The following is a 14,948-nucleotide window of genomic DNA, read 5'->3' on the forward strand; positions in this document are numbered from 1 at the left end:
ATTCTAATAATTTAAAAACCCCAAAACAATGACATAAGTCACATTTTTGAGGTTTTTTATGTATCTAAACGGTAAAGTCATCTCCAAGATAAACTTTACGAACAATTTCATTCTCTAGAATTTCAGTTGGCGAGCCTTCAGCAATCACTGCACCTTCACTCACAATGTAAGCATGCTCGCAAATTGCTAAGGTTTCACGCACATTATGATCCGTGATTAGTACACCAATTCCACGGTCTTTTAAGGTCCGAATAATGTCTTTAATATCACCTACCGAAATAGGATCGACACCAGCAAATGGTTCATCTAATAGCATGAACTTTGGATCAGCTGCTAAAGCACGTGCAATTTCAGCACGACGACGCTCACCACCCGACACACTCATACCTAAAGAATCTTTAATATGCGTGATTTTGAAATCCGCCAAAAGCTCTTGTAAACGTTGCTGACGTTGTTGTTTATTCAGGTCTTTACGCGTTTCCAAAATCGCCATAATATTTTCAGAAATTGTCAATTTTCTAAAAATAGAAGCTTCTTGCGGTAAGTAACCAATTCCTTTACGAGCACGCTCATGCATGGCTAGATCAGACAGGTCTAAATCATCTAAATGAATTTCACCTTTGTCCATTCTTACTAGCCCGACCACCATGTAAAAGCTCGTGGTTTTACCTGCACCATTTGGCCCAAGCAGGCCAACAATTTGACCACTTTGCATATTGAAAGAAACGTCTTTTACCACCCAACGTTTGCTATAGTTTTTTGCTAAATGCTTAATGCATAAAGTCTGTACCTTATGAGCAGATTGATCCATTAATCACTTGCTCCTGGGAATGATTTAGCGCTTGATGGTGGAATCACAATTTTCACACGACCACCTTCAGAACCCGTTTTATTTGGGGTACCTTCGGCAACAATATCACCTTTGTTCATGCTGTATTTGAGGTTAGCACCACGAATAGATGCACCTTCTTGCTCTAATAAAGCATTACCAGACAAGGTAATAATACCTGTTTCGGCATTATAAATAATTTTTTGCGCTTGCCCTTTTGCTGGACCTTTTGCTGGATCAGTCTTTTGCTGGAAATGTGCTGGGCTACCTGTAGCCGTAATAGAGCTAATTTTGCGACCGCTATTGAGGTTAGCTACAATCGAGTTAGCCTGTAACTTCATTGTACCTTGCTCAATAATCACATTTCCTGAATAGGTGGTTACACCTGTTTTTTCATTAAAAGTTGCACGGTCAGCAACCAATGAAATTGGCTGATTACGGTCTGAAGGTAAAGCAAATGCGCCCACAGAAACGACAGCCAATGAACCTAATAACGCAACTCGCTTTAAGAATGCTGTTGATAATTTTGATTTAAGATTTAGGTTCATACTTTCCTCGAATATTAAAAAATTCGTACTGCCCATCATTTAGATTTGCTTTAAGTCCATTACTAACGAACTCAGCCTGTGGTGATTGCACCAAAACTTGTTTATTGGTTTCAATTTCACGGGTTTTAGGAAATGCCGTCAACTCATCAGTTGTAAATTGCATTTGCCCTTCAGCCATCAATTTTGTTGCCTTTACTTGATCTTTTAGCACAACTTTTTCATTGTCATTATAGCCATTGGCTGTTTTTGCAAAAAAAGTCGCGTCAACTTGACCATTGGTATAAGTAGAAGCATTTAAATTCGACAATTGCGCGGTTTTCTGTTGTACGTTTTGTTCAAGTCGATCGACTTGAGCACGGACATATAGCTTGCCGTTCTCATCGGTTTGTGTCAGATGAATATTGTCCGCAGAATAATTCATACTGCGTGAAGATTCAGCCTGAAGTTTATTGCCTTTACCACTGTAGTAGTAATAACCACCGCTTACAGCTGCAATTGCAATAGCAGTCACATATAAAAATTTTGTATCCATAAGCGGGGCATTTATCCACATTTAATGAATGTTTAGTTTATTAATTCGGGGCACTGGCATATTTTTCAAGTAGTTCTTGATAAACCCCTTTGGCTACCAACAACATATCGCAAATTTCACGTACTGCGCCACGACCGCCTGTTGCTTGTGTAACTAAATCAGCACGGCGACGAACTTCAACATGGCCATTCGGCACAGTGACTTTCATTCCAGCGATTGCAAAAGCAGACAAATCCGGCCAATCATCACCCATATACAAGCATTCTTGTGGGTCAAGATTCAGCTGTGCACATGCTTCACGTAGTGCCACGCCTTTATCTTCACGGCCTTGGTACACCAAGTCCACACCCAAATCAGACATGCGCTTTTCAACGATATTGCTTTTACGGCCTGTAATAATGATGACTTTGATTCCAGCTTGCTGAACCAATTTCATGCCCAATCCGTCACGAATATCAAATGATTTCAGCTCATCACCTGTATTGGTGAGTGTTACAAAACCATCACTTAGAATTCCGTCTACATCTAGCACCAACGCACTTACATGACGCGCTTGCTCTAATAACACATAAGATGCCATTAATTAATTTACCCCAGCTTGAATCAAATCATGCATACCAATGACACCAATGACTTTATTTTCGTCATCTACAACAACAAATTGGTTAATTTTCTTCACATTCATTTGCTCAAGTGCTTCTACAGCACGCGCTTCTTTTGAAATCGTTGAAGGATGCTGAATCATAACCTCGGATACAGGTAAATTCACATCAAAACCTTGTTGTTTATCAATTAAACGACGCAAGTCACCATCTGTAAAAATACCCAACAACTTATCATTGGCATCAACAATTGTGGTTAAGCCTAAACGCTTATTTGAAATTTCATACAACACCTTATTCATTGGTGTTTCTGGTAATACTTTTGGTAACTCATCACCTGTATGCATTAAATGCTTTACATGTAACAACAAGCGCTTACCCAAAGCACCTGCAGGATGAGATCGTGCAAAATCATCTGAAGTGAAGCCACGTGCTTCAAGTAAGGCAACTGCTAAAGCATCACCCAATGCCAAAGTGGCAGTCGTGCTAGATGTCGGTGCTAAACCAAGTGGACATGCTTCTTGAATATCACCCAAAGTTAAAGCGACATCAGCATTTTGTGGCATTGGGCCACGGTCATGGCCTGAAATAGTAATAAGTGGTACGCCCACATGCTTAATCAATGGCATCAGCATCATAATTTCATCACTCTTGCCTGAGTATGAAATTGCAATGAGCACATCGCCTTTCACCAACATGCCTAAATCGCCATGACCCGCTTCACCAGGATGCATAAAAAATGAAGGTGTGCCTGTAGAGGCAAAAGTCGCAGCCATTTTACGGCCAATATGGCCTGACTTACCCATACCACTAATGACTAATCGGCCTTTACACTGCAAAATGATTTCACAGGCTTTGCTAAAGCGATCATCTATTTCATTCGCCAATACTTCTAGTGCATGGCGCTCGATGCTCAGTGTTTCTAGAGCTGTTTTCTGGAAATCAATTTGATTTGGCATATTTTGTGGATTCAAAGTCGGTTTACCTTTTTCACCCATTCCCAATAATCAGGTCTGAGTTGTTGTCATAAACTAAGAATAATTTTGGCTATTTTAGCATATCTCATGAAATTGAACGTTTCTAAATGTTCAACTTTTAAGACTTCACACCTTGTTTTAACAATTTGACGCAAAAAAAAACCTTAGTCCGTAAGACTAAGGTTTTTTAAATTTTGGAGCGGGAAACGAGACTCGAACTCGCGACCCCAACCTTGGCAAGGTTGTGCTCTACCAACTGAGCTATTCCCGCAATATGGGAACGAATTATAGAGATTTTTTCATTACTGTCAACACTCTTTTCATTCGTTTGCTGAATTAATCAGCACGACGCCATACTGTACCTTGGCGTGTATCTTCCAATACAACCCCTTGATCTAGCAAAGATTGACGAATTTCATCTGCACGCGCAAATTCTTTTGCCTTTTTCGCATCAACACGTTGTTGAATTAAATCTGCAATTTGCTCTTCAGACAAACCTAATGCTTCTTGGCCAATATCAGACTTTAAAAACTCATCTACATTGTACTGTACTAGCCCCAACACATTGGTCAAATGACGTAAAGTTGCATAGTAGATTTCTGCTTGAGATGCATTTTCTTCTTTTACAGCAGTATTCAAGGCTTTGTTAATTTCAAACAATACCGCAATCGCTTCTGCTGTATTAAAGTCATCACGCATGGCAGCATTAAAACGCTCCACCAGTGCTTCATCTAAAGTTTCAACCAGTTTATCGCCATACAGCGCTTGATATGCTTTAAATGAATGGTAGAAACGTGTCAGCGTAGTTTTGGCTTCTTTAAGTGCAAAGTCTGAGAAATTCACAGGACTACGGTAGTGTGAAGACACAATAAAGTAGCGAATAACTTCAGGATGGAACTTATCCATCACATCACGAATAGTGAAGAAGTTACCCAATGACTTCGACATTTTCTCGCCATCGACATTAATAAAACCTACATGCATCCAGTAGTTTACATACTGTTCACCTGTAGATGCTTCTGATTGTGCAATTTCATTTTCATGATGTGGGAAAGTTAGGTCAGAACCGCCACCATGAATGTCAAAATGGTTACCTAAGCAGCAAGTCGACATTGCCGAACATTCAATATGCCAACCCGGACGACCATTGCCCCAAGGTGATGCCCAAGAAGGTTCATTTTCTTTGGCATGTTTCCAAAGTACAAAGTCAAACGGATGCTTTTTCTCAACTTCTACATCAACACGCTCAGATGCACCCGCTTGCATATCTTCAAGCTTACGACCAGATAAACGACCATATTTGGCAAATTTTTCAACTTCAAAATATACATCGCCATTTGCAGATGGATACGCTGTACCTTTATCAACCAAATTACCAATCATATTTTGCATTTGGTCAATGTAATCTGTCGCACGTGGTGCTTCATCTGGGTGTAAACAGCCTAGGTTTTCTGCATCTTCATTCATTGCTTGAATAAAGCGATCAGTTAGCGCCGTAATACTTTCGCCATTTTCATTGGCGCGCTTAATAATTTTGTCGTCAATATCGGTAATGTTACGTACGTATTTTACATTCCATCCCTGACTGCGCAAAAAGCGAATAATATAGTCAAATGCAACCATCACCCGAGCGTGACCGATATGACAATAGTCGTATACAGTCATGCCGCATACATACATATCGATGTGACCTTCTTTACGAGGTACAAATTCAACTTTTTTACGTTGCTCTGAGTTATATAGAACAAAAGGTTGCATAGCTTTTCAAAATGCTTCTACGAAATGATGGCTCATCTTAACCTAAGCACTATTTTTCATAAAGTTTTCACAGAAAAAATAGTGACTAATTCTGCGAACTTTTTTTGGTTCGTTGTATATAGCTTATAAATCAGCAACGGTTTAGCAAGATGTAAAATTGAATACTTATATCTCCACCCTAAATTTCAGCTTCAATTCAGCCATGCTGTGGATCCATTACTAAACCCTTTACGGCGCCAATGCATTCGAGCTAAAGACCATAAATCAAAATACGTGTTCAGTATTTTTAGACTTCATATCCTTAAGATTTGTATGGATTTTATGAGTGAATTTTTTATGCATTCTGTCGCTTAAAATCCGATTTCCTCCATTTTTCTCCACAGTTTTCAGCTAATCTTACGCAAAATTACATTTGGTATATCCAATAATGAAATGCATGCCAACATCATTTAAATATAGCGCACTCAGCTGTGCACTTTTTGCAGTTTCACCAGCACTTTGGGCTGTAGATGCAGAAGCAACTGCAACTCAGGCTACACCTGCACCTGTCCAGACTTTATCGACCATGACCTTTCAAGTGGCAAAAGCACCAGCCGTAGTGAAAGACCCTGATATTAGTGCTGTAGCCAAAACAGTGATTAGCCGTGAAGAAATGGAAAAATTTGGCGACCAAAGTGTGAATGATGCCTTGCGTCGTGCTGCAGGTTTTCAACTACCAAGTCCAGGTCAAGGCCCACGTGGCGGTAATGGCAGTATGCGTTTCCGTGGTGGCGGTGCACCTGTATTTTTAATTAATGGTGAGCCTGTACAAGGTGGCCCACGTGGCGGTATGTCTGTGGTCGACAGCATCACACCCGACATGATTGACCGCATTGAAATTGTGAAACAGCCAAGCGTAGCTCAAGCCTCTGTTGCTAGCTCTGCAGTGATTAATATTATTTTAAAACAGCCATTAAATGACACCCGTATCAGTGGCTCTGTTCGTGCGGGATATGGTTTAGCCAAGGCAAAAGGCAAAGAAGAAGAACGTAAAAATATTGGCATTCAAATGGATGGCCGTACAGATCCTTGGATGTATAGCTTATCTGCAAATAGTTCATGGAATGACACAACCTCTGTAAGCAAAACAACCAATGCAACAGGTACAACCACAACGCAAACACGCACGACCAACCGTAGCTCACAAATGCTTGCACCGCGTGGCGAATACCAAATTGATGATCAACAGAAACTGGTTGCTGAATTGTTCTATCGTAACAATGAAAGCGAAGGTAATGCTCAAGACCAAATTCAAAATGATAAAAACGACAGTATTCGTTTAAACACCCGCTATGAACGCAAAGATAAAGGTGATTCAGACAAAATCCGCCTATCTATAGAACAGCAAAATGAGACTGAGTCGACGCGCTCAAGCAAACGCCAAAGCTACATAGATGAGCAAATCAATGAATATGGTTTGGCTTATGATGGTGTACGTAAATTTAATGAAACCAAGCAAATTAAATTTGGTACGGACCTTCGAAGCAGTGAGCTTGACAGCAATATTGCACAAACCCTAGACGAACAGCGCTACGCACTTTATGCAGAAGGTAGTTGGAAGTTTACGGATCGCCAAACCCTTACTTTAGGCGCACGCCAAGAATGGATTAATCGTTCTGGCTTAGTAAGTTACAGCGACCAAAACCTTAGCCCCGTACTTGCACATCGCTTTGACTTCACGGAGCAATGGTCTTTACAAACCAATTTAAGCCAAGCTTTCCGTAGCCCAAGAGCTGAGCAATTAATGCCGACTGTTTCTGTCTCTACTGATGCTGATGCTGGCTCATTAAATAATCCTGACCAAGGTGGTAACCCACTCTTACGTCCAGAAAAAATCAGTGCTTACGAAACCACCCTGGGTTACAACACGCCCGCAGGTGGTGTGAATTTAACGGCCTACTATCGTCAAATTAGTGACTATATTGAAAATAGTATTCGTAGTGAAAATGCGCAAGGCGGTGTATGTACAACAGCAAATGATCCTAGTTGCCGTTTTGTACAACGCCCAACCAACCAAAACAATGCAACCACATACGGCGTTGAACTTGCAGGTCGTTACGCGCTTAAACAAACTGATAATGGGCATTCATTCATGTTAAATGCACAATTATCAACTGTTCGTGCCGAAATTGAAGAGGAAAATGGTGCCAAACGCTTAGCCAGTGATGTTGCGCCCTATACGGCAAGTACAGGTGTTTCGTATAACTATCAACCTTGGCGAGTTTCTAGTAGCTTAAACCTCAACTACACACCTGAGTACACACGCCTACTGAATAACAGCAGTAATGCAGAAAACTACAACCGTACCCGTAATGAACGGGTCAAGGTAGACTTAAGCTTTACTAAGCGTTTTGATAACAACTGGTCAGCTTCATTAAATGCACGTAATATCTTTAGCACAGATTATAAAGAACGCTTAGTGAAAGTAAGTGACGGTAGCTTATATCAAGCACGTTTAAATGAATCTATTCCAAGCTATATGCTAACTGTAGAGAAAAAATTCTAATCCTTATCATATTTAAACCTATAAAAAAACCGGCATTTGATATGCCGGTTTTTTTATAGGATAGGACAATAGTTGAAAATATATAGTGATAAATAAAAATCAGTTAAGGATCAATTTTAATATGCTTGAGTAAAGATGCAATGCGTGCTGTATGTGCTTTATTACCACGCTTTTCCATAACAACTGTTTCTAAACGCCACAAATATTCAAAAATTTCTGATTCACTCACCTCAGACTTTATGAGCATAAAAATTTTAGGTAAGAATTCGTCGTATTCATCACGCATAGCAGGTCGTGATCCAATACCAAGCGGATCCCAATCCTTTAATAAAATTTTATGAATCGCATGCAACAAGCTCGCATCGCGATTCTGCTCAACCTCTCTTCGCATACTATTTTCTCTAGGTTTTATTATACTATTCATATATTTATATTTATTAATTCACCTTAAGTCAATCTTAAGATATGAAATTATGCGTTCATATTAACAGTTGCAATTTTAATTCCAATTCGCTTGTTTGACATCAAAAGTATACTTTTTCGCCACTTCATGTATTTAAAATACATATACACTTGTGCTTAAATTTTAATATTCACAAAACCCTATAAAAATTGTGCCATTTTTCAAGCTCGTGCATATCCTACACTACATAATCCCTTCATAGCATTTAAAATAATGGATACATACATGCTTACACTTTTTATTTTTAGCTGAGCACGTTACATTATTCACCTCTCCTATTCATGTAGATAAAACCATGAGTAACGTATTTTCAGACACTATTTATGCCATCCAACACCTTGCCTTTGAAGACCTCGGTAGTTTTGAAGACGTCTGCTATCAATTAGGTTATCGCGTACGTTATTTTGAAGCAGGTGTTGATGACCTACGTAAAGCACTAGAACATGAAGGCCTAACCATTATTTTAGGTGGTCCTATTGGTGTATACGAAACTGAGAATTATCCTTTCTTACAACAAGAAATAGACTTACTCAAAGTTCGTTTGGAAAAAAATCTACCTACTTTAGGGATTTGTTTAGGTGCTCAGTTAATTGCACATGCTTTGGGTGCAAAAGTATATGCGGGAAATAGCAAAGAAATCGGCTGGTCTACACTCTCCATCCATCCTACTGAAAATCATCTCTTAGCACCCTTAGCTCATCAGCCCGTATTACATTGGCATGGAGATACGTTTGACTTACCCCCACAGGCAACTTTGCTTGCAAGTTCTGAACTTTACCCAAACCAAGCCTTTGCAGTTGGCTCACAAATTTTAGCATTACAGTTTCATTTGGAAGTACTCAGTAACAGCTTAGAAAAATGGCTGATTGGTCATACTGCCGAATTAACTCAGGCCAAAATCAATATTCCTGCACTACGCCAAGAGAATATTGCTCACGCGCCACAGTTAGAAGTTATTGCAAGTCGTATATTTAGCCAATGGCTTCAAGCACTCAATCCGAATACTTAATCGCTCTAATTCAGATATCACGCTTCAACTTAGTCTTGTTTTAAATTTAGTCTTGTCTTCACCTTTTATAGGTGGAGCAAGAATATGATGCTCGACTTCTAAAATTGCAACTTCAGCATAACGCAATTCAACAAATACTTTATTTTTCTTCTTAAAGCGCCTATAACTTCAACAACCTTAAATCATAAGACGAACAACCATGACTGCGCTCATTAGTATTGCCCTTATTCATCTATTTGCATTAATGAGTCCTGGACCTGATTTTTTCTTTGTCACGCAAAGTGCTATTCGTCAATCACGATCACATGCTCTTTGTGCTGCGCTCGGTATTGCTTTAAGTATTCTGGTTTGGTCCATTTGCGCGGTGAGTGGTTTACATTATTTATTTCAAAAAATAGGCTGGCTTCAACAAGTGCTCATGGTCTGCGGGGGCATTTATCTCTGTTACTTAGGCTATCAATTATTAAAGTCAGCATTTAAACCAGCAATAAGCACACCTGCACAACACACCGCAACAAATGCCCTAAAATCAAGTAAAAAATTACTTCTACAAGGCTTTTTAACCAACATGGCCAATCCCAAAGCTTTGGTGTACTTTAGCAGTGTATTTGCCCTTGCAATTAATACTGACGCCACACTACTTCAACAAAGCTCCGTACTGGCATTAATCTTTTTTGAAAGCTTATTGTGGTTTGCATTAGTTGCAGTCTTGTTTTCTACATCTAAAATTAATCATTACTATCAAAAAATAAGTCAGAAAATTGATGGCATTACTGGCGGAATATTTATTAGCTTTGGTTGCATGCTCATTTTAAATCGTGATTAAGCTAAACAACGCCCCCGTATTCCAATAAAAAAAGCACCTCTATAATGAGGTGCTTTTTAATGCTCAGACACTGTAATGAGACATTTACATCAAGCTTTATTTTGTGGCAGGTACAGAAGCTTCAGTTGTAATGTTTACAGTAATTTTGTCACCCACATTTGGTACGTATGCACCCACACCAAAGGCAGAGCGATTAAATGAAGTTGTTGCGTTAAATCCAATAGATTCAGCTTTTGTCATAGGATGTACGCCTTGTTTATTCAATACAGCGTCCAGCACTACAGGCTTAGTTACATCTTTAATGGTTAAGTTACCTGTAATTTTGTATTTGTTTTTACCTAAAGCCTGTACTTTCGTACTTTTAAAAGTGATGTTTGGATATTTTTCAGCATTAAAGAAATCCGCTGTTTTTAAATGTTCATCCAAAGCTTTCACGTTAGTATTTAAGCTAGACAATGGAATAGTTACATCGACAGATGAATTTGCAGGTTTTGCATTATCTACGTTAATCGTACCTTGAATATCACTAAAGTTTGCAGATGGTGTAGAAAAACCAAAGTGATTCCAATTAAATACAGTTGCCGTATGTGTTGGATCAATTTGATATGCTACAGGCTTTGCCATAGAAAAAGTTGCAACAGATGCAAGTGCTAAACCTACTGTTAATGCTTTGATGTTCATGTTTTTATCTCACTTAAGAATACAAATCAGTTTATACAGTTCTGCTAAAAATACACTGTTAAAGATAAAACGTTTTGTTGCATGTTTAGAACGATACATTTGTAAAAATTGACTATTTTCAGCATTCCGCTGGCGCTATTGTTTGACTATAGCCACATTGAACTAAAACACAGATTTACCATTTTCAAACACTTCAAATTAAAAAAAATGCAACAATCTTTATAAGTAATAAATATTTAGCATTTATTTTCCTAATTTTAGGATACTGTTGCTTGCAATCGCCCCTTTTTTGCTTATCTATAATGACTAAAATAATTTCACTACCTGAATAAATAAAGTTGATTTCCTATGTCAGAAAATTTACAAGCAATTAAAAAAGCCTTAAGCACAAAACAACCCAAAGATGTCGTTTTAGCCTTTTTACTTAACACATCAAAAGAACTGGTAGCCGATGCAACAGCACAGCTGGTCGCTGAAGATGCCGATTATGTTTCTTTAAATTTTAGTAACCCTGAACTAAAACAAATTGAACCTTGGGCTGGCTCTTACCAAGGCCGTGATGTTTATATTTATACTTTTGCAAATTTAGGGACTTATTGGCAAATTGATGATTTTCAAATTACCGACATGCTCGCTGAAGGTGAAACAGTGGCAGTATTTGGGCAGTTTACCTGCACATCCGTATATGCAAAACGCACCTTCACCTCACCATTTTCAATTAAAGCAATTGTCAAAGATGGCCTGATTACTTATTTCCAATTCATGGAAGACACTTATTCTTCTGCATCTTCCTTCCGTGTTGCTGGTGAATGGACCATCCAACAAGATGCCGATCCTGCAAAAAACTTTAAAGTTTCAGAAAAATCTAAAAGCGAATAAAATCCACATCGACATCTAAGCCACATTAAATGAATGTTTGGTGCGATTTAAAGATATTCACCCTGTAGATAAATGGTCAGACTAAAAATCATTTTTAGCTGGCCACTCAATTTAATCGATATTGAATAAACCCTGTTTTGCGTGCAATCTGATCATAAAGCTTTTGTGCAACGTCATTGTCTTGATGGGTTAACCAATACACACGATCACATTGTCTTTGCTTTGTATAAGCATGTACCTGCTCAATCAAAGCTTTAGCAATTCCCTGACCGCGTTGCTCATTCAACACAAATAGATCTTGTAAATACGCATAGGGTTGTATGGTCCAACAGCTGTCATGTTCAATCACATGCACCAAGCCCACTGCTTCATGGTCTAAATAAGCCACAAAGCCATAGATGTGTTCTTGCTTCGGATCAGTTAACTTCTGCCAAGTATTTAGGCTGAGCTCCTCAGTCAACTGTACTTGATAAAATTGTTGATAGCCTTGCCAAAGTTGCAACCAATCTGAATATTGAATGCCCGCCGACGATAATGCCTGAATATTGAATGTACTCACGATCTACTCTTTTGAATGCTCTATGTTTTTTATAAACAAAATATGCACATAAAAAAAGCTTTATTCTCCTTAAAAGAACAAAGCTTTTTTAGCACCGCATTCAAAACTTAAAGCTTTTCAATCAAGATGCGATCAATCTGTTTTAAACCTGTGGTTTTTTCATGATTTTTACGACGTACCTTAATAATTTTTTCTTCAGCCATATCCTGTAACAACAGCTCAACTGCAACCATGGCTTCTAATGGAAGGTCTTGACCAATCCATTTCTGCTCACCTGCATCCATTAAAGTGATCTCATCACTGATTTGCTCATATAAACTCATCTCTATCTCACTTCTTCGTTTTGCCTATGTATGGGTAAACTTTTGACAGCAATGTAATCAGCCCTGCTGTAAAGTTCAAAAATAAAAGACGCTCTCAATTGAGAGCGTCTTTTAAAGACTGTTTAATAACAGGTATTAAGCAGTGATTTCTTTAACTGCCGCAACAACAGCATCAGTAGTGATACCGAAGTGTTTGTACAAGTCTTTTGCAGGTGCAGATTCACCGTAAGTTGTCATACCAATTACGCGACCATCTAGACCAACAAATTTCCACCAGTAGTCAACATGTGCTGCTTCTACAGCAACACGCGCGCGAATCGCTGCTGGAAGAACTGCTTCACGGTAAGCTACATCTTGCTTCACAAATTCTTCAGCACATGGCATAGATACTACACGTACACCTTCGAGCTGTGCGTATGCTTCCATTGCCAATGATACTTCTGAACCAGTTGCAATAATAATTGCTTTAAGTTCGCCTTTTTCTTTCGCAAGGATATAACCACCTTTAGCCACGTCAGCAATTTGATCCGCTGTACGTGTTTGGAATGGTAAATTTTGACGAGAGAAAATTAACGCTGTTGGGCCTTCACTACGTAACAATGCAGATTTCCAAGAAATAGAAGCTTCTACAGTGTCACATGGGCGCCATGTGTTGAGGTTAGGCGTACCACGTAAAGATGCAATTTGCTCTACAGGTTGATGTGTAGGGCCATCTTCACCAAGACCAATTGAGTCATGTGTGTATACATGGATCACACGTTGCTTCATTAATGCAGACATACGTACTGCATTACGCGCATATTCCATAAACATTAAGAATGTAGCTACGTAAGGAACAAAGCCACCATGAAGCGCAACACCGTTCGCAATCGCAGTCATACCAAATTCACGTACGCCGTAGTGTACGTAGTTACCTGCTGGATTGTCTTGAACGCCTTGAGCGCCTTTCCAAAGTGTAAGGTTAGAGCCTGCTAAATCTGCAGAACCACCTAAAATTTCAGGAAGTAATGGTGCAAATGCTTGAATCGCATTTTGGCTTGCTTTACGTGTAGCAATCGTTTCTGCTTTAGCATTTACTTCTGCAATGTAAGCATCCGCTTGTGCAACAAAGTCAGCAGGAAGATCACCAGATAGACGGCGTTTAAGTTCTGAAGCTTCTGTTGGGTATTTCGTAGCATAAGCAGCAAATGTTTCATTCCAAGCAGACTCAGAAGCAGAACCTTTTGCTTTAGCATCCCAAGCTGCATATACGTCAGCAGGAATTTCGAATGGACCTTCTGTCCAACCTAAAGCTTCACGTGTTAACGCGATTTCGTCATTACCAAGCGGCGCACCGTGGCAATCTTCTTTACCTTGTTTGTTTGGAGAACCTAAACCAATCACTGTTTTACAAATAATGATGGTTGGTTTTTTAGTTTCAGCTTTCGCTTCCAAAGTTGCTGCACGAAGCGCATCTGCATCATGACCATCAACTTTAAGCACTTGCCAGCCGTAAGCCAAGAAGCGTTGCTCTGTATCGTCAGAGAACCAGCCTTCTACTTCGCCATCAATTGAGATGCCGTTGTCATCATAATAAGCAACAAGTTTACCTAGACCTAAAGTACCTGCCAATGAACATGCTTCGTGAGAAACACCTTCCATTAAGCAACCATCACCCAAGAAACAGTAAGTGAAGTGATCTACAACAGCGATGTCATCTTTGTTAAATTGCGCAGCTAAAGTTTTTTCAGCTAAAGCAAAACCTACAGCATTGGCAATACCTTGGCCAAGTGGACCAGTCGTTGTTTCAATACCAGGTGCATAACCAAGCTCTGGGTGACCCGGAGTTTTAGAGTGCAATTGACGGAATGCTTTTAAGTCATCAATTGAAAGATCATAGCCAGTCAAATGCAATAAAGCATACTGAAGCATAGAACCATGGCCATTAGACAATACAAAACGGTCACGGTTAGCCCATTGTGGGTTGCTAGGATTGTGATTTAAAAACTCACGCCATACAACGTCAGCAATATCTGCCATCCCCATTGGCGCGCCTGGATGGCCTGAATTCGCTTTTTGCACAGCATCCATTGCCAATACACGAATTGCGTTTGCAACTCGACGTTCATTAAGTGGGGTCGTCATAGGTCAGCGTCCAAATAAATCTAAAAGAAACTAGAAAAGTGAATAGAAATTCAAAACTGTGTATATTGTCTTAAAAAATAGCTAAGGGGTAAAGCCTCAAGCCCGAGTTTTCGCTATTAATTCGTAATGAAATCATTTTTTGCACAATTATCCAGCACATACCGCCTTAAAATTTTCTATATTTTTATAATCTTGCGATATATGTTTTGCATCTAAAACTGCAAAAATATATTTAAGATGACATGAATCTTCAGTTGCACCCTGGTAAACGCCACAAAAAAATCAAAACAAAT

At 39.2% G+C, this 14,948-nt stretch carries 15 protein-coding genes and 1 tRNA gene; 4 read left to right on the forward strand and 12 right to left on the reverse strand.

The genetic code is table 11. The features are described from left to right. Positions 1–64 precede the first annotated feature (64 nt). From lptB to cysS, 7 genes are all read right to left on the reverse strand, one after another. Positions 65–811 carry an LPS export ABC transporter ATP-binding protein gene (lptB, locus tag DYI81_RS05820; protein WP_106985446.1) on the reverse strand — a complete coding sequence of 249 codons (747 nt, stop codon included), beginning with the start codon at positions 809–811 and terminating at the stop codon, positions 65–67. After that, positions 811–1,377: a lipopolysaccharide transport periplasmic protein LptA gene (lptA, locus tag DYI81_RS05825; protein WP_117006965.1), complete on the reverse strand. Its 567-nt coding sequence runs from the start codon at positions 1,375–1,377 to the stop codon at positions 811–813. Before lptA ends, lptB begins: the two co-directional genes overlap by 1 nt. Further along, a complete protein-coding gene (lptC, locus tag DYI81_RS05830) occupies positions 1,361–1,909 on the reverse strand; it encodes an LPS export ABC transporter periplasmic protein LptC (protein WP_106985444.1) in 549 nt (182 codons plus the stop codon). Before lptC ends, lptA begins: the two co-directional genes overlap by 17 nt. Positions 1,910–1,949: 40 nt before the next feature. Further along, positions 1,950–2,489, reverse strand: coding sequence for an HAD-IIIA family hydrolase (locus tag DYI81_RS05835; RefSeq protein WP_106985443.1), 540 nt, complete (start codon positions 2,487–2,489; stop codon positions 1,950–1,952). 3 nt (positions 2,490–2,492) lie between these two features. Next, positions 2,493–3,470, reverse strand: a complete 978-nt coding sequence (locus DYI81_RS05840; RefSeq protein WP_106985468.1) for a KpsF/GutQ family sugar-phosphate isomerase — start codon at positions 3,468–3,470, stop codon at positions 2,493–2,495. Positions 3,471–3,683: 213 nt separating this feature from the next. After that, positions 3,684–3,759: transfer RNA gene (locus tag DYI81_RS05845), tRNA-Gly, on the reverse strand. A gap of 65 nt (positions 3,760–3,824) precedes the next feature. Next, on the reverse strand, positions 3,825–5,246 hold the full coding sequence (gene cysS / locus DYI81_RS05850) for a cysteine--tRNA ligase (protein ID WP_106985442.1): 1,422 nt from the start codon (positions 5,244–5,246) through the stop codon (positions 3,825–3,827). Positions 5,247–5,673: 427 nt separating this feature from the next. On the opposite strand from cysS, the gene DYI81_RS05855 reads away from it, so the two are divergent. Further along, entirely contained in the window at positions 5,674–7,791 is a 2,118-nt protein-coding gene (locus DYI81_RS05855; RefSeq protein ID WP_117006966.1) for a TonB-dependent receptor, read from the forward strand. Positions 7,792–7,894: 103 nt separating this feature from the next. Here the strand turns inward: DYI81_RS05855 and DYI81_RS05860 are convergent, their stop codons facing one another. Continuing rightward, the gene (locus tag DYI81_RS05860) at positions 7,895–8,182 is read right to left on the reverse strand and encodes a hypothetical protein (RefSeq protein WP_117006967.1); all 288 of its coding nucleotides are present in this window, start codon (positions 8,180–8,182) and stop codon (positions 7,895–7,897) included. Between the two features lie 367 nt (positions 8,183–8,549). Between DYI81_RS05860 and DYI81_RS05865 the strand changes: the two genes are divergently transcribed. Then, positions 8,550–9,263, forward strand: a complete 714-nt coding sequence (locus DYI81_RS05865) for a glutamine amidotransferase (RefSeq protein ID WP_117006968.1) — start codon at positions 8,550–8,552, stop codon at positions 9,261–9,263. 199 nt (positions 9,264–9,462) lie between these two features. Beyond that, positions 9,463–10,089, forward strand: coding sequence for a LysE family transporter (locus DYI81_RS05870; protein WP_117006969.1), 627 nt, complete (start codon positions 9,463–9,465; stop codon positions 10,087–10,089). 96 nt (positions 10,090–10,185) lie between these two features. On the opposite strand, the gene DYI81_RS05875 is transcribed toward DYI81_RS05870, so the two are convergent. After that, positions 10,186–10,770 (reverse strand): YceI family protein, encoded by a 585-nt coding sequence (locus DYI81_RS05875; protein ID WP_106985437.1) that lies wholly within the window; start codon positions 10,768–10,770, stop codon positions 10,186–10,188. A gap of 348 nt (positions 10,771–11,118) precedes the next feature. On the opposite strand from DYI81_RS05875, the gene DYI81_RS18085 reads away from it, so the two are divergent. Next, a complete protein-coding gene (locus tag DYI81_RS18085; RefSeq protein ID WP_171356317.1) occupies positions 11,119–11,649 on the forward strand; it encodes a nuclear transport factor 2 family protein in 531 nt (176 codons plus the stop codon). Positions 11,650–11,755: 106 nt separating this feature from the next. On the opposite strand, the gene DYI81_RS05885 is transcribed toward DYI81_RS18085, so the two are convergent. The 3 genes from DYI81_RS05885 to tkt form a co-directional block, all read right to left on the reverse strand. Then, entirely contained in the window at positions 11,756–12,169 is a 414-nt protein-coding gene (locus DYI81_RS05885) for a GNAT family N-acetyltransferase (protein WP_227865944.1), read from the reverse strand. Positions 12,170–12,315: 146 nt separating this feature from the next. Then, positions 12,316–12,531: a hypothetical protein gene (locus DYI81_RS05890; protein ID WP_106985436.1), complete on the reverse strand. Its 216-nt coding sequence runs from the start codon at positions 12,529–12,531 to the stop codon at positions 12,316–12,318. Positions 12,532–12,666: 135 nt separating this feature from the next. Beyond that, positions 12,667–14,655, reverse strand: coding sequence for a transketolase (tkt, locus tag DYI81_RS05895; RefSeq protein WP_117006970.1), 1,989 nt, complete (start codon positions 14,653–14,655; stop codon positions 12,667–12,669). Positions 14,656–14,948: the final 293 nt, after the last annotated feature.

Source organism: Acinetobacter sp. SWAC5, assembly GCF_003419885.1.
In the GTDB taxonomy this organism is placed as follows: Bacteria; Pseudomonadota; Gammaproteobacteria; order Pseudomonadales; family Moraxellaceae; genus Acinetobacter; species Acinetobacter cumulans.

Excerpts from the sequence above, each read along its gene's own strand:
- DYI81_RS05870 (WP_117006969.1), top strand. The coding sequence starts at position 9,463 with ATGACTGCGCTCATTAGTATTGCCCTTATTCATCTATTTGCATTAATG.
- lptC (WP_106985444.1), bottom strand. The coding sequence starts at position 1,909 with ATGGATACAAAATTTTTATATGTGACTGCTATTGCAATTGCAGCTGTA.
- DYI81_RS05875 (WP_106985437.1), bottom strand. The coding sequence starts at position 10,770 with ATGAACATCAAAGCATTAACAGTAGGTTTAGCACTTGCATCTGTTGCA.
- DYI81_RS05840 (WP_106985468.1), bottom strand. The coding sequence starts at position 3,470 with ATGCCAAATCAAATTGATTTCCAGAAAACAGCTCTAGAAACACTGAGC.
- DYI81_RS18085 (WP_171356317.1), top strand. The coding sequence starts at position 11,119 with ATGTCAGAAAATTTACAAGCAATTAAAAAAGCCTTAAGCACAAAACAA.
- cysS (WP_106985442.1), bottom strand. The coding sequence starts at position 5,246 with ATGCAACCTTTTGTTCTATATAACTCAGAGCAACGTAAAAAAGTTGAA.
- DYI81_RS05835 (WP_106985443.1), bottom strand. The coding sequence starts at position 2,489 with ATGGCATCTTATGTGTTATTAGAGCAAGCGCGTCATGTAAGTGCGTTG.
- DYI81_RS05855 (WP_117006966.1), top strand. The coding sequence starts at position 5,674 with ATGAAATGCATGCCAACATCATTTAAATATAGCGCACTCAGCTGTGCA.
- lptB (WP_106985446.1), bottom strand. The coding sequence starts at position 811 with ATGGATCAATCTGCTCATAAGGTACAGACTTTATGCATTAAGCATTTA.
- DYI81_RS05865 (WP_117006968.1), top strand. The coding sequence starts at position 8,550 with ATGAGTAACGTATTTTCAGACACTATTTATGCCATCCAACACCTTGCC.
- lptA (WP_117006965.1), bottom strand. The coding sequence starts at position 1,377 with ATGAACCTAAATCTTAAATCAAAATTATCAACAGCATTCTTAAAGCGA.
- tkt (WP_117006970.1), bottom strand. The coding sequence starts at position 14,655 with ATGACGACCCCACTTAATGAACGTCGAGTTGCAAACGCAATTCGTGTA.
- DYI81_RS05890 (WP_106985436.1), bottom strand. The coding sequence starts at position 12,531 with ATGAGTTTATATGAGCAAATCAGTGATGAGATCACTTTAATGGATGCA.
- DYI81_RS05860 (WP_117006967.1), bottom strand. The coding sequence starts at position 8,182 with ATGCGAAGAGAGGTTGAGCAGAATCGCGATGCGAGCTTGTTGCATGCG.